Below are 15,050 nucleotides of genomic sequence, written 5' to 3'. Positions count from 1 at the left end.
ATGCGAAAACGATCCAAGAACACGAGCGACAGCGAAGTGCGGTTGGTTGTCATTGACCGCTCTCCCCCATTGCGGCGAGGGAGGCTAAAAAGATTACACCGTCGGATACTTCCACTTTGCCAGCTCGTCTGCCGGGATGGTCTCCGGCTCGTTCCCGAGGACGGTGAGGGTGCGGTAGTAGATGTCGGCGAGTTCTTCGACGTAGTTTGCACGCAGGAGAGCTTCCTTGAGATCGGCGGCGACGGCGACGACACCATGTGCCTGCATGAGGGCAACGTCTGCGATGGAGAGGGGGGCGAGGACGTTCTCTGCCGCGGCCTTCGTTCCCGGTCGCCCGTAGGGCGCGACAGGCACGTAACCCTCGCGGCAGCCAAGGAGGGAGAGTTCGTAGACGATGGCAGGGATGGGCTTATTCATGACGGCAAAGGCAGTTGCTGTGCGCGAGTGTGTATGTGCGACAGCGTGCACGTCGCTGCGGTTCCGATAGATGGCGCAGTGCATCATCAGTTCGCTGGTTGGACGCTTTCCGCTGCGCGCTTCGACCGTATGTCCTGCACCGTCGATGACGACGATGTCGTCTGTCTGCATCTCCATGCGGTCCATGCCTGTCGGTGTGATGCAAATATAGCCGCTTTCTGCGTCGCGGATGCTGAAATTGCCCGCACGGTGCCGGCACAGTCCGTCGCGCTCTGCCTGCTGTGCGCAGCAGAGTACCGTTTCTTTGATCGTTTCCAACATGGCTTCTCCCCCTTTTCGTACAGTCTATATTTTAGCGAAAATTTACGGGATTGTGCAAGTATTTTCCCGCAGAAAATAGTGAAAATGAGTGCCGATATAAGGATAAACAGTTTGACTTTTATTGGGAATGGTTTATAATATAAAGCGTAATGAGCGCGCGGCAGGCAGGTCCTGCAGCGCATGATGTTTAGGGAACGCACAGGGGGTATTTCAATGGCAGTAAAAGTTGCTATCAATGGATTCGGTCGTATCGGTCGTCTTGCCTTCCGTCAGATGTTCGATGCGCCCGGCTATGAAGTCGTCGCAATCAACGATCTGACGAGCCCGAAGATGCTCGCCCATCTCCTGAAGTATGACTCCACGCAGGGTCGCTATAAGTATGCAGATTCCGTTGAGCCCGGTGAGGACTCCATCACGGTCAACGGCAAGAAGATCAACATCTATGCACAGGCGGATGCAACGCAGATCCCCTGGGGCAAGCATGATGTCGATGTCGTGCTCGAGTGCACGGGTTTCTACACGGCAAAGGCAAAGGCTGAGGCACATATCAAGGCCGGCGCAAAGAAGGTTGTTATCTCCGCTCCTGCGGGCAGCGATCTCCCGACGATCGTCTTCAACGTCAACCACAAAACGCTGACGAAGGCGGACAAGGTTATCTCAGCAGCATCCTGCACGACGAACTGCCTTGCGCCGATGGCAAAGGCACTGAATGATCTCGCTCCGATCAAGAGCGGCATCATGACGACGATCCACGCCTACACGGGCGACCAGATGCCGCTTGACGGCCCGCAGCGCAAGGGCGACCTGCGCCGCAGCCGTGCAGCAGCAGTCAACATCGTTCCGAACTCGACGGGTGCGGCAAAGGCGATCGGCCTTGTCATCCCCGAGCTCAACGGCAAGCTCATCGGCTCGGCACAGCGTGTTCCGACCCCGACGGGCTCGACGACGCTCCTCTACGCAGTGGTCGAGGGCAAGGTCACAGTTGATCAGATCAACGCACAGATGAAGAAGGAGTCGACGGAGTCGTTCGGCTACAATACGGACGAGATCGTCTCCAGCGACATCATCGGCACGACCTATGGCTCGATCTTCGATGCGACGCAGACGATGGTCAGCGATACGGGCGACGGCAATACGCTCGTCCAGGTTGTCTCCTGGTATGACAACGAGAACAGCTACACGAGCCAGATGGTTCGCACGATCAAGTACTTTGCTGAACTCGGCTGATAAGTAAACATTGTTTTCTTGGGTGGGCAGAGGTCTTTTCTGCACTCCCTCAGCATACGATCTTTCGAGGTCCGGCCGATGTTTGGGCCGGACCTCGTTTCTTTTAGGGAGCACTGATCCATTCAGCGATTCCTTTATGGAGGAGACAGCATGAACAAAAAGACAATCAAGGATATCGACGTCAAGGGGAAGAAAGTATTCGTCCGCGTGGACTACAACGTTCCATTTGATGCCGAGATGAACATCACGAACGATACGCGCATGGTGCGCACACTGCCGACGCTGAACTATCTGCTCGACGGCGGCGCGGCGCTCATCATCGCCTGCCACATCGGCCGCCCGACCGAGGCACGCGAGGAGAAGTTCAGCACGAAGCACCTCGTGAAGCATCTCGCGGAGCTCCTCGGCCGCGAGGTCAAGTGGGCATCTGACTGCGTCGGCCCCGAGGCGGAAAAGCTCGCGGCGGCACTGAAGCCGGGGGAGGTGCTGCTCCTCGAGAACCTGCGCTATCACAAGGAAGAGAAGAAGAACGACCCTGCCTTCGCAAAGCAGCTCGCGTCGCTCGCCGATGTCGCTGTGGACGATGCGTTTGGTGTCGCGCATCGTGCGCATGCATCGAATGCGGGCGTGCCGAAGTACATTGAAACCGTTGCAGGCTTTCTGATGGAGAAGGAGATCAACTACATCGGCAAGACGCTTGAGACGCCGCAGCATCCGTTCGTTGCGATCATCGGCGGGGCGAAGGTCTCCGACAAGATCGGCGTCATCAGCAATATGATCGAGAAGGTCGACACGATCATTATCGGCGGCGGCATGGCACACACCTTTGATGCGGCGAAGGGGCTGCCGATCGGCGACTCCCTCTGCGAGCCGGATAAGATGGATCTCGCACGTGACCTCCTCAAGAAGGCGGAGGCAAAGGGGGTCAAGGTTGTCCTTCCGCTCGACGTTGCCGCCGCGAATATGTTCCCGCTCGCCGACGAGGCAAAGTGGAAGGCCGAGGGCAAGGTCAAGATCGTCGACGTCGACCAGGTTGAAAATGGCTGGCAGGCGCTCGACAGCGGTCCGAAGACCTCCGAGGAGTACGTCAATGCGCTGAAGGGCGCAAAGACGATCATCTGGAACGGACCGATGGGCGTCTTTGAGTGCGACGAGTTTGCAAAGGGCACATTGGCCGTGGCAAAGGCGGTTGCGGATGCGACCGAGGCCGGTGCGACGAGCATCGTCGGCGGCGGCGACTCCATCGCGGCGCTCAAGAAGACGGGGCTGACGGACAAGATCTCCCACGTCTCGACGGGCGGCGGCGCGACGCTTGAGTTCCTTGAGGGCAAGGAGATGCCGGGCATCGCGGCCATCGCAGACAAGTAAGAACATTTACGTTTGATACAGAAGGAGAAAACTATGGCACGGACTCCGATTATCGCCGGAAACTGGAAAATGAACAACACGATCGCAGCGGGTGTTTCGCTCGTCAAGGAGCTCATCCCGCTCGTTAAGGATGCAAAGGCCACGGTCGTCGCCTGCCCGACAGCAACGGCACTCGCCGCTGTCGCCGATGCGGTCAAGGGAACGAACATCCACATTGGTGCGCAGAATGTGCACTGGGAGAAGAGCGGCGCCTATACGGGCGAGATCTCGACAGATATGCTGAAGGAGATCGGCGCAGACTACGTCATCCTCGGACACAGCGAGCGCCGCGACTACTTTGGTGAGACGGATGAGGGCGTCAACAAGCGTGCCCGTGCTGCATACGCGGCAGGCATCACGCCGATCATCTGCTGCGGCGAGTCGCTTGCGGTCCGTGAGGCAGGCAAGTACATTGAGCACGTCGTTGCGCAGATCAACGCCGCGCTCGAGGGCTTTACGGCAGATGAGGCAGGAAAGCTCGTCATCGCCTACGAGCCGATCTGGGCGATCGGCACGGGCAAGACGGCGAGCTTCGAGCAGGCTGAGGAGGTCTGCAAGGCGATCCGCGAGGCAGTCGCGAAGAAGTTCAATGCGCAGGCAGCCGACGCGATCCGCATTCAGTACGGCGGCAGTGTCAAGCCGGCGACGATCAAGGATCTCATGAAGCAGCCGAATGTCGACGGTGCACTTGTCGGCGGCGCTTCGCTGAAGGCACAGGATTTCGCGGCAATCGTGAATTTCTGATGATCGTACCCTCATTTTGTATGGCGTGGATTTTCCGCTCGGCGGGAATGAAGCGCCATACGAGTTTTGAGCAAAAGCTCTTAGAAAGATGTCAATATTATGGCAAAACTAAAGAACGCACCTGTTGCACTCATCATCATGGACGGATTCGGCGATGGCGATCCAAACGATCTGAAGTACAATGCCATTGCGATAGCAAAGACGCCTGTGCTCGATGGCCTGATGAAGGAGTTCCGTCATACGGAAATCCAGGCATCTGGTGAGTACGTCGGTCTGCCGGACGGTCAGATGGGCAACTCTGAGGTCGGCCACACGAATATCGGCGCAGGGCGCATCGTCTATCAGCAGCTTACGCGCATCACGCGTGACATCAAGAACGGTGACTTTTTCAAGAACAAGGCGCTGCTCACCATCGTGCGCGGGGTCAAGGAGCACGGTGGTGCGCTGCATGTCATGGGACTGGTTTCTCCGGGCGGCGTGCACAGCCACGATGATCATCTTTTCGCCGTGCTCGAACTCGCTAAGCGCGAGGGACTGACCGAGGTCTGGATTCATGCCTTCCTCGACGGGCGCGACGTGCCGCCCAAGAGCGCACAGGAGTATCTCGAGGCGGTCGAGAAAAAGGCGGCGGAGATCGGCGTCGGCAAGATCGCTACGGTCAGCGGGCGTTACTACGCGATGGATCGCGACAAGCGCTGGGAGCGTGAGCAGCTCGCCTATGAGGCGATTGCCCACGCCAAGGCAAAGACCGTGGCGAAGTCCGCTGTGGCAGGACTGCTCGCATCGTACGCGGATACGAGCGAGAAGCCCGAGGGCGTGACGGATGAGTTCGTCGTGCCGTTCGTGGTCGAGGGCTATCACGGCATGAAGAACGGCGACGGCGCGATTTTCTACAATTTCCGTCCCGACCGTGCGCGTCAGCTGACGCATGCCTTTGTCGATGCAAAGTTCGACGGCTTTGCGCGCGACGAATCGCTGAAAATTCCCTTTGCGACGTTCTCGGAGTACGAGGCAGGGATGAACGCACTCGTGGCGTTCCCGCCCGAGGAGATCGACAACACCTTTGGCCAGTATGTGCAGGATCTCGGTTATACCCAGCTGCGCATCGCGGAGACGGAGAAGTACGCGCACGTTACATTCTTCTTCAACGGCGGCGTCGAGCAGCCGTACAAGGGCGAGGACCGCATTCTCGTGCATTCCCCGAAGGTGGCGACCTATGATCTGCAGCCTGAGATGAGCGCGATCGAGGTCACGGACAAGGTCGTCGAGGCGATCAAGTCCCGCAAGTATGACTTCATCATCCTCAACTATGCCAACTGCGACATGGTCGGACATACGGGGGTTGTCCCGGCAGTTGTCAAGGCGGTCGAGACGGTGGATACCTGCGTTGGGCGTTTCGTTGATGCCATCCGCGAGGTCGGCGGTGAGGTCTGTATTACCGCGGATCATGGCAATGCAGACAAGATGTGGGACTACGACAACAATCAGCCGTTTACGAAGCACACGACGAACCCCGTACCGTTCATCGTCGTTTCTGACCGCGTGAAGGACATCCACAAGGGCGCGCTCTGTGATATTGCACCGACTCTCCTCACACTCGCAGGTCTTGCGATTCCGAAGGAGATGACGGGCAAACCGCTCATAACGCTGAAGTAAGATCGTTTTGTTTGAAAGGACGGGTGCGTATGCACCTGTCTTTTTCGTTTGAAAGAAAGCGGGCGGAATGGTATACTAAATCTATTCATTTCATGATCGGAGGTCTTTATGCTGCGATTTTTGGTGCTTCTGCGTGCCATGCGGCGCAATATTGCCCTGCTGCTCTACGCGATGCTGCAGCGCGATACGCCGCGCGCCGTGAAGGTTCTCTTTCCGCTTTCACTGCTTTATCTTATCAGCCCGATTGATATTATCCCGGATACGATTCCTCTATTCGGTGCAATGGATGATATGGTGATTCTCCCTGCGGCGACGTCGCTGCTGATCCGCATGCTGCCCGCGCATACGCGCATGGAGGGCGAACGCCGTGTGGAGCGCTACGGCACGTGGCTGCTTGTAGGGGCCTCTGTGCTCATGCTCCTGTGGATTGTCATCTTTGTTTGGGCACTCGTGAAGGTGTTTTCGTGAGGCTCTATATTGCGGAGAAGCCGAGCGTCGGCCGCGCGCTTGCCGCATGTCTTCCTGCGCCGCACCGCAAAGGCTCCGGGTGGATTGAGACGGGCGGCGGCGTGGTGACGTGGCTCTTTGGTCACGTGCTGCGTCAGGCTGAGCCCGAGGAGTATAACCCCGCGCTGAAACGCTGGCGCGCGGAGGATCTGCCGATCCTGCCGAAGGAGTGGCATCTCGTTGTCAATGAGAGCGCGGCGCAGCAGTTCGCGGTGGTGAAAGGGCTGATCGCGCGTGCCGATGAGATCGTGCATGCCGGCGACCCTGATCGAGAGGGCCAGCTCTTGGTGGATGAGGTGCTGGACTTCCTCGGCAATACAAAGCCCGTGCGCCGTATTCTCATCAATGCACTTGACGATAAGAGCATTCACGATGCGCTGAATGATCTGCGCGACAACGAGGATTTCCTTCCGCTGAAGCTCTCGGCACTTGCACGGGCACGTGCGGACTGGCTCATCGGGATGAATCTCTCACGCGCCTATACGCTCGCGGCGCGGCGGGCCGGGCATGCGCGGCTCGTCCTGCCCATCGGGAGGGTCAAGACGCCGACGCTGGCACTCGTGGTGCGGCGGGAGCGCGAGATCGAGCACTTTACGCCCGCGACCTACTATCTTGTCGATGCACTGTTCCGCACAGAGGAAGGGGAGCCCTTTCGTACGCGGTGGAAACCGTCGGAGGAGCGTACGCCGCTCGATCCTGAGGGGCGCCTCGTGGATCGGGCAGCAGCAGATGCTGCTGCGGCGTCATTCGGCGAGCCGCCCGCAGACGGCGTGGTGACAAAGTATGAGCGCAAGAAAAAGGAGGAGCCGCCGCCGCTGCCCTTTTCGCTCTCGGCACTGCAGGTGCTCGCAGGCAAACGCTACGGCTATGAACCGCAGCAGGTGCTCGATACGGCACAGAAGCTGTACGAGGAAAAACTGACCAGCTATCCGCGCTCGGATGCAGAGTATCTGCCCGTGAGTCAGCACAAGGATGCGGCAAAGATTCTCGGCAACCTTGCCGCGCTCTCTGATACGCCGCTTGCGGGGTGGGCACGGGCGGCCGATGCCGCGCAGAAGTCGCGCGCGTGGAACGACGCAAAGATTTCGGCACATCATGCGATCATCCCGACAACCGTGCCCGTGAACCTCGCGCGGCTCACAGCGGTGGAGCGCAATATCTACGAGCTGATCGCGCGTGCCTACATTGCGCAGTTCTGTCCGAACTATGTCTACGATCAGACGAAGGCAGAAGTGACGCATCACGGTGAGACGTTCACGGCGCGCGGACGTACGGAACGTACGGCGGGATGGCGCACGATGTACCGTGCGGGGAAGAATGAGTCCGAGGATGCGGAGAAGGAGGACGAGGAGAGTACGGTACTCCCGCCGATGAAAAAGGGCGACGCGGCGGCGTTCGTCTCGGCAGAGACGAAGGAGCGGCAGACAAAGCCGCCCGCACGGTTTACGCCCGCGACGCTCCTCCAGGGGATGAAGGAGATTCACAAGTACGTCAAGGACGAGGCGGCGAAAAAGATGCTGCGCGATGTGTCCGGCATTGGGACGGAGGCGACGCGTGCGAGCATCATCGAGGATCTCATCCGCCGTAAATTCCTCCATGCTGCGGGAAAGAAGAAGGTGCTGACGCCGACGGCGGAGGCATATCTCCTTATCGACGCGCTGCCCGATACGATGACGTATCCCGATGCGACGGCGATCTGGGAGGATCAGCTGCACGCGATGGCGGACGGCGTGGGGACGCCCGAGGAATTCCTCGCGGGGCAGGCGGCATTCGCACGTGATCTCTGCGAAGCGGCACGGACGGCGCAGATCACGGGAGGCGAGGGGATACCATGTCCTGCCTGCGGGCGCGGCGTCATGCTGAAACGCAAGGGAAAGCACGGCGATTTCTGGGGCTGCTCGGCGTTCCCGCAGTGCCGCATGACGGCGGATGATGCGGGCGGCAAGCCGAACTTTGCGGGACGGCGTGTGCCGCGCGGTTCTGCGGACGGGATGGGGGCACATCCCCCTGCCGCCGCGATGACGGCGCGCCGCAGCTACACACCGACGGCAGATGAGCAGGCGGAGATGGATGCGCTGTTTTTTGACCAGTAAGGTGAGCCTCCTGTATCGTCCATGGCGCCCCACCACCGCAAAGATCCTCCTCCAAGGCATTGGGGAACGAGGACTGCCGTGCGAATGCGCGGCGATGGAGGCGTTTGAAGGATACGTCTGCTGAAGCTTAGGAGGATACGATGGACTTTACATCACTTGGCGTGCCCGAGCCGCTCGCGGCGGCACTGGCTGCGCGCGGCATCACGGAGCCGACGGAGATCCAGCGGGAGGTGATTCCTGCCGCGTGCACAGGCGAGAACCTGATCGGCGAGGCTCCGACGGGGACGGGCAAGACGCTCGCCTACCTCCTGCCCGCACTCATGCGCATTGACCCCGCCGTGCGCGCGGCACAGGTACTCGTTCTCGCACCGACGCATGAGCTCGCGATGCAGATCGCGGGCGCCGCGCGGGATCTTATTCAGGCGGCAGGGCTCTCTGTCGGCGTGCAGGCCCTCATCGGCGGGGCGAATGTACAGCGGCAGATCGACGCGCTGAAGAAAAAGCCGGCGCTCATCGTCGGCTCTGCGCCGCGCATCGTGGAGCTGCACCGCCTCCGCAAACTGAAACTGCAGGAGGTGCGCCTCTGTGTGCTCGATGAGTTCGACCGCCTCCTCGACAAGCAGCACAGTGCGGAGGTGCGTGCCGTCCTGCACCTCCTGCCCCGTGAGCGGCAGATGCTCTTCCTCTCGGCGACAGCGGCTGCGGCGGCTGTGCATGCGGCAGAGGAACTCTGCGCACTGCGCATCATCCGTGCGGCAGTGCAGGAGACGACGTGTGAAAACTACTATCATATTGTGCCGTTTCGTGATAAAATAAAGGCTGTGCAGAAATTGACGCGCCGCCTGCCGATTCGGCGGGGACTGGTCTTTGTCGGGCGCAGCTTTGACGCAGAAAAAGCGGCAGAGAAGCTGCAGTACGAAGGCATTCGTGTTGCCGCCCTGCTCGGCGGCGAGCGGCGCGATCAGCGGCGCGCCGCTCTCAATGCAATCCGCACGGGGCGTGTACAGCTTCTCATTTCCACCGATCTTGCTGCGCGCGGCCTGGATATCGAGGATGTGGACTATGTCGTTCAGGTCGATTTGCCCGAGGACGTGCGCACCTATCGTCACCGTGCAGGACGGACGGCACGCGCGGGCAAGGAGGGCACAGTCATCTCGCTTGTCGATGCGAAGGAAGTGGAGCGGCTGAAAGCCCTCGCTGTCCGCATGAAACTTGATTTGAAAAAGATCAATTGATGTTCCTTCCCAAAGGAGGCCTTGACTCGTGGACATATTGCCCACACTACTCGATTTACTGCTCGTTGTCTTTCTGATTTTCATGAATGGGTTCTTCGTCGCGGCAGAGTTCTGCTGTGTCAAAATCCGTCCGTCACGTCTGGAGACCCTGATCGCCGAGGGCGTCAGCCGTGCAAAGTACGCGAAGCAGCTGACCGATCATCTCGATTCCTCGCTGTCTGTGACACAGCTTGGCATCACGCTTGCTTCACTTGGCCTCGGCTGGGTGGGTGAGCCGGCGATTGCCGTGCTGATCCTGCCTGTCACGCAGAGTGTCGGACTCCCTGATGAGGTCGGGCACACGGTCGCGCTCGCGATCGCCTTTACGCTCATCACCTCGCTCCATATCGTGCTCGGCGAGCTGACGCCGAAGTCCATGGCCATCGCCAACGTGGAGCGCATTCTTCTCGCGATTTCCTTTCCCATGGTACTTTTTGGCCGCGTGATGCGCCCCTTTGTCTGGGTGCTCAACACGGTGGCCAATCATATCAGCCGCAAGCTCGGCTACGAGGCCAAAGGCGAAAACGAGGATGCCCATACGGAGGAGGAGATTCGCCTCCTGATGAAGGAGAGTTATCGTCAGGGGCTCATCAACAGCACGGAGGCGGACTTTGTTGACAAGGTGTTCTCCTTTACGGAACTGAATGCACGTGAAATCATGGTGCCGCGCACGGATATGATCTGTCTCTATCTGGATGACTCGCCCGCGGAGCGCATCAAGACCATCCTCGAGGAGCAGCAGACGCGCTACCCGGTCTGCTATGAGGATAAAGATCATATCATCGGCTTTATCCATGTGAAAGATCTCCTGCCGCCGCTCATGCGCGGGGAGCGGCTGAATCTGCGCCGCTACATCCGCAAGGCACTCATCGTACCCGAGAGTATGGACGGCAGTATCCTCCTGCGCACGATGCAGGAGCAGGGCTCGCAGCTGGCTATCGTCGTCGATGAGTACGGCGGAACGGCGGGCATGGTGACCGTCGAGGACATCATCGAGCAGATCGTCGGCGACATCCGCGACGAGTTCGACGTCGAGCGCGAAAGCGTCGAGTGGCGCGGGCTCGATATCTGCTCCATCGACGCAAAGCTGCTGCTCGAGGAGGTCGACGATCTCCTCGGCGTCTGCATCGTGGATGAGGATGTGGACAGTATCGGCGGCTGGCTCTATGACCAGCTCGGCGAGGCACCGCGCGTCGGGCAGATGGCGGCGCATGCGGGCGCACTCCTCTATGTGGAGGAGGTAGAGGGCATCCGCATTACACGCGTACTGCTGCGTATGCCGCATACGATGCTCGTGGTACAGGAGCTCCCGGCCGCCAGCGGGGAGAAGTGACGGAATCCGCATGGCGGTGCGGATACATTTCGCTTGCCACGTTTGCGTTCTCTGTGTTATGATTACAAAATATCGTTCGTTTAAGGAATCGCTGATAAAATGAAGTCCGTCAGGTTGGCGTAGATTTTTTGTCCGATTGAGGAGGCAAACCGGACGCATAGCCAAAGCTATGTGGAGGATTTGCCGACAAAAAGCGGGCAAAAAAGATGCGCTAAGATGGCGGTGCTGAATTTATCAGTGCTTCCTTAAGTAAGAAGGAAGGGGCTTTTTCTTGCTCACGCTTTTAATGGTACTGGATGCAATCGTCGCGATCATCCTCATCGCGTCTGTGCTCGGACAGGAGGCAAAGTCTGCCGGCATGGGCGGCTTGGACGGCGGCGAGGATACGGTGTTCTCGGGCAAGGCACGCGGCATGGACGCGCTGCTCGCACGCGTGACCGTCGTGTTCGCGATACTGTTCGGGGTGATTACGATCATTATCGCGCGGTTGTCGAGCTGACCGTATCCGTGCAGGAGCCCTGCTGCCGCTCTGCGGGGCAGGGCTTTATTTTGGGATGCATGGAATCATTTTGTGAAAGGGGGATACGTCATGCATTTACTGGGCGCAGAGCCTTTTTTTCTGCCGGGCGGACGGCATGGTGTCCTCCTCATTCACGGATTTACTGGGCTTCCCGCTGAGCTGCGACTCATGGGGGAGTACCTTCATGCGCGCGGCTTTACGGTGCTCGCCATACGACTTGCGGGGCACGGGACGACAGCAGAGGATCTCAGCCGTACGGAGCATGAGGACTGGATGGACTCTATGCGTGACGGCTACGCGATTCTGCGTGGTGCGTGTGACGACATCGCCGTCGTGGGGCACTCGATGGGGGCGATCTTTGCCCTGCTGCTTTCGGTCGAGGCGGAGGTCACCTGTGTTGTGAGCCTCGGTGCGCCACTGATCATTGCGCGTGAGCAGGGGATCGAGCATCTGCCGACGCGCGCGGCGAGCGTCGGCCGCTATGTGCCGAAGGCGCGCCGCAAACTGGAGAACGTCCCGCAGGGAGCGAACAACACCTATCGGCGTATGCCGCTCGTCTCCGTCCATGAGATGATGGATGTGATCGCCGCTGCCCGCAGCGAGCTGGGCAAGGTGCGCGCGCCGCTCCTGATCGTCCACGGAGCGCGTGACCATACGGCGGATCCAAAGAGTGCCGAGGAGCTGCGCGCACACGTGGCAAGCACGGACTGTGAGACGGTGATTCTCCCTGATGCGGGGCATCTGCTTCCGCTCGATGAGGGGGTCAGGGAGCGCGTATTTGAGCGCACGGCAGATTTTTTGGAGAAGGCTGTGCAGGGAAGAAGATCGTAGAAACGAAAAAAGAGGAAAATATGGAACAGGAACAACTGGATACGCTCAAGGAGAGGGTCTACGCCTTTATGCGGGAGGACGCCTATCGCCCGCTGCCTGAGGCGGAGCTGCGTACGGGGCTGGGGCTCCCGGAGAGCGAAGGGAAGGAGCTCTCCGATGCTCTTGCCGCGCTTGAGGCCGAGGGTGCGGTCATCCGCAACCGCAGCGGCCTTTACGGGCTGCCGAGCCGCATGAATCTCGTGGTGGGGCGGCTCTCCATGTCGCCGAAGGGGTTCGGCTTCATCATCCCCGATGTGCGTGAGACGGAGGAGGAGACGGATGTCTTTGTCCCCGGCAGTGCGATGGGGACGGCGATGCACGGTGACCGCGTGGTCGCACGCGTCACGCCGTCCGAGCAGCCGGGACGCGCGCGTGAGGGGGAGATCATCCGCATCCTCGAGCGCGTCAATACGCATATTGTCGGCACGTTCGAGCGCAGCAAGGCGTTCGGCTTTGTCACACCCGACAGCACGAAGATCGGGCGCGATGTCTTTGTGCTGAAAAAGGACTTTGGCGGGGCAAAGACGGGCAGCAAGGTCGTCGTCGAGATCACGAAGTGGCCGGAGCAGCGCAGGAGCGCTGAGGGACGCGTCGTCGAGGTGCTCGGCAAGACGGGTGACCCCGGCGTGGACGTGCTTGCTGTCATGCGCGCCTACGATCTCGATGAGAAGTTCCCGCCCGATGTTGCAGAGGCGGCGGCGCACTGCCCGAAGGATCCGCTTCCCGAGGAGTATGCAGGGCGGCGGGATCGACGTGATTTCCCCATCGTCACGATTGACGGCGAGGATACAAAGGACATCGACGACGGTGTCTACGCCTATGAGAAGGACGGCGGGTTCTTCCTCGGCGTCTACATTGCCGATGTCAGCCACTATGTCCGTGCGGGCGAGCCGCTCGATCGTGAGGCAGCGCGGCGCGGGACGAGCGTCTATCTCGTCGACCGCGTGATTCCGATGCTCCCGAAGGAGCTGTCGAACGGAATCTGCAGCCTGAACGAGGGCGTAGATCGTCTCTCGATGGCGTGCGAGATGGAGATCGGCATGGACGGCGAGGTCAAGAACTATGAGATCGTGCCGTGCGTGATCCATGTTGCGCGTCGCCTAACCTATACGCTCGTCAACCGCGTCCTTGCCGGTGATGAGCCGTTCGTCTCGGACAACGGCGACATCCGCCCGATGCTTGAGACGCTTCGCCGTCTGCGCGAGGTGCTGCGTGCCAAGCGTCATCGGCGCGGCTCGATTGACTTTGAGCTGCCCGAGGTCAAGGTAAAGCTCGATGCCGATGGACATCCTGTCGCGCTCGAAAAGCGTACAGGCTCGATTGGCGAGTCCATCATCGAGGAGTGCATGCTCGCGGCAAATGAGACCGTGGCGCGTCACATGGAGCTGAAGGAAGAGCCGTTCGTCTACCGCGTGCATGAGACGCCCACCTCTGAGAAGATCGAGCGTCTGCAGAGCCTCCTCGCCGCGCTCGGCCTGCGCCTCCATGTCGATGAGGACGGCAAGGTGCGCCCCTCCGACATCCAGCAGGTGCTCGACCGCGTTAAGGGACAGCCCGAGGAGCGCATCATCGGGGCGGTCGCCCTGCGTTCGATGCAGCAGGCGCGCTATTCGACGGCGAGCCTTGGGCACTTTGGCCTTGCGGCGCGCTACTATACGCATTTTACCTCGCCGATCCGACGCTATCCCGACCTCCTCGTGCATCGTCTCCTCCGCGAGACGTTTGCCACGGGACATATCGCGGCGGAGAAACGCGAGCGTCTGCGTGCGCTCCTCCCCGAGGCGGCGGAGCACTCCTCAGCGCGTGAGCGCATTGCCATCGAGGCGGAGCGCGAGACGACCGATATGAAAAAGATCGAGTACATGGCGCAGTTCGTGGGCGAGACCTACGAGGGTGTCATCAGCGGCGTGACGGCGTTCGGCATCTTCGTCGAGCTCGAGAATGGCGTCGAGGGGCTGGTCCACGTCTCGACCATGGTCAACGATTACTATACCTACGTCGAGGATCAGTATGCGATGGTGGGCGAGCGCACGGGCACGCGCTACCGCCTCGGCGATACGGTGACCATCATCATCACGCGCGCCGACGTACAGGCGCGGACGCTCGACTTCGTCCTGAAGGACAACGGCGTCTACGACCCGAACGCGGCCGCTCCTGCGAAACGCGGCGCTGCCCCGCGCCCCGCGAAGAAGGATGCGGGGGCAGAGCAGACGCGCAGCCCGCGCCGCAGGAAGGGCGAGCGCCGCGACGTTCCCGCCGCTGCAGCCGGCGAAAGCCATGGCGAACGGCGCAGGAAAACGCGCGGCGCACATGGTACGAGCGGCAGCCACGCCCAGAAGGGCGACCGCGCCGCCCATGCGGCGGCGGAGAGCGTGCCGCGCAAGGCACGGACGGACGGCAAGCCGGCCTCGTGGCGCAGTGAGCGCGGCGGAAAGCCAAACGCAGACCGCCCGCCACGCGGCGGGCGCAGCGAGAGCCGTCGTGACGATGAGCGCAGTGGACGCGACTATCACCGCGTCAAGGTGACGGGGCTCAACAGTGCGGTCTGGCCCGATCCGCCGGGCTACCGCAGCCGGAGTGAGGAGCCGGAGCGGACGGAGAAGCCGCGCCGTGCGCCGCGCCCCGCACGCCGCATGAACCGCAAGACGGAGGGCGGCACGCGAGGCACCGAATGAGGAACA

At 60.6% G+C, this 15,050-nt stretch carries 13 protein-coding genes; 12 read left to right on the top strand and 1 reads right to left on the bottom strand.

Annotated features, from left to right (window positions below):
• Positions 1 to 93: 93 nt before the first annotated feature.
• Positions 94 to 738 carry a class II aldolase/adducin family protein gene (locus ADJ74_RS01295; RefSeq protein WP_050341309.1) on the bottom strand — a complete coding sequence of 215 codons (645 nt, stop codon included), beginning with the start codon at positions 736 to 738 and terminating at the stop codon, positions 94 to 96.
• Positions 739 to 951: 213 nt separating this feature from the next.
• On the opposite strand from ADJ74_RS01295, the gene gap reads away from it, so the two are divergent.
• The 12 genes from gap to rnr all read left to right on the top strand — a co-directional run bounded on the left by gap (position 952) and on the right by rnr (position 15,044).
• Entirely contained in the window at positions 952 to 1,965 is a 1,014-nt protein-coding gene (gap, locus tag ADJ74_RS01290) for a type I glyceraldehyde-3-phosphate dehydrogenase (RefSeq protein ID WP_050341307.1), read from the top strand.
• A gap of 150 nt (positions 1,966 to 2,115) precedes the next feature.
• A complete protein-coding gene (pgk, locus tag ADJ74_RS01285) occupies positions 2,116 to 3,333 on the top strand; it encodes a phosphoglycerate kinase (protein ID WP_050341305.1) in 1,218 nt (405 codons plus the stop codon).
• 33 nt (positions 3,334 to 3,366) lie between these two features.
• Positions 3,367 to 4,116, top strand: coding sequence for a triose-phosphate isomerase (gene tpiA / locus ADJ74_RS01280; protein WP_039981415.1), 750 nt, complete (start codon positions 3,367 to 3,369; stop codon positions 4,114 to 4,116).
• Between the two features lie 99 nt (positions 4,117 to 4,215).
• On the top strand, positions 4,216 to 5,772 hold the full coding sequence (gene gpmI / locus ADJ74_RS01275; RefSeq protein WP_050341303.1) for a 2,3-bisphosphoglycerate-independent phosphoglycerate mutase: 1,557 nt from the start codon (positions 4,216 to 4,218) through the stop codon (positions 5,770 to 5,772).
• 108 nt (positions 5,773 to 5,880) lie between these two features.
• Positions 5,881 to 6,240, top strand: a complete 360-nt coding sequence (locus ADJ74_RS01270; protein ID WP_050341301.1) for a YkvA family protein — start codon at positions 5,881 to 5,883, stop codon at positions 6,238 to 6,240.
• A complete protein-coding gene (locus ADJ74_RS01265; RefSeq protein ID WP_050341299.1) occupies positions 6,237 to 8,372 on the top strand; it encodes a DNA topoisomerase III in 2,136 nt (711 codons plus the stop codon). Before ADJ74_RS01270 ends, ADJ74_RS01265 begins: the two co-directional genes overlap by 4 nt.
• A 140-nt stretch (positions 8,373 to 8,512) precedes the next feature.
• Complete coding sequence (locus ADJ74_RS01260; protein ID WP_050341298.1) at positions 8,513 to 9,607, top strand: DEAD/DEAH box helicase; 1,095 nt, start codon at positions 8,513 to 8,515, stop codon at positions 9,605 to 9,607.
• A gap of 28 nt (positions 9,608 to 9,635) precedes the next feature.
• On the top strand, positions 9,636 to 10,979 hold the full coding sequence (locus ADJ74_RS01255; RefSeq protein WP_050341297.1) for a hemolysin family protein: 1,344 nt from the start codon (positions 9,636 to 9,638) through the stop codon (positions 10,977 to 10,979).
• 123 nt (positions 10,980 to 11,102) lie between these two features.
• On the top strand, positions 11,103 to 11,228 hold the full coding sequence (locus tag ADJ74_RS11435; protein WP_253271734.1) for a secretion protein HlyD: 126 nt from the start codon (positions 11,103 to 11,105) through the stop codon (positions 11,226 to 11,228).
• Between the two features lie 37 nt (positions 11,229 to 11,265).
• Positions 11,266 to 11,478 (top strand): preprotein translocase subunit SecG, encoded by a 213-nt coding sequence (gene secG / locus ADJ74_RS01250; protein ID WP_039981420.1) that lies wholly within the window; start codon positions 11,266 to 11,268, stop codon positions 11,476 to 11,478.
• 90 nt (positions 11,479 to 11,568) lie between these two features.
• Entirely contained in the window at positions 11,569 to 12,330 is a 762-nt protein-coding gene (locus tag ADJ74_RS01245) for a carboxylesterase (RefSeq protein WP_050341295.1), read from the top strand.
• A 20-nt stretch (positions 12,331 to 12,350) separates the two neighbouring features.
• Positions 12,351 to 15,044 carry a ribonuclease R gene (gene rnr / locus ADJ74_RS01240; protein WP_050341293.1) on the top strand — a complete coding sequence of 898 codons (2,694 nt, stop codon included), beginning with the start codon at positions 12,351 to 12,353 and terminating at the stop codon, positions 15,042 to 15,044.
• Positions 15,045 to 15,050 lie beyond the last annotated feature (6 nt).

It is taken from the genome of Selenomonas sp. oral taxon 478, from assembly GCF_001189555.1.
In the GTDB taxonomy this organism is placed as follows: domain Bacteria; phylum Bacillota; class Negativicutes; order Selenomonadales; family Selenomonadaceae; genus Centipeda; species Centipeda felix.
Note: the sequence above shows the minus strand (reverse complement) of the source record. Positions and strands in the feature narration are given on the sequence as shown.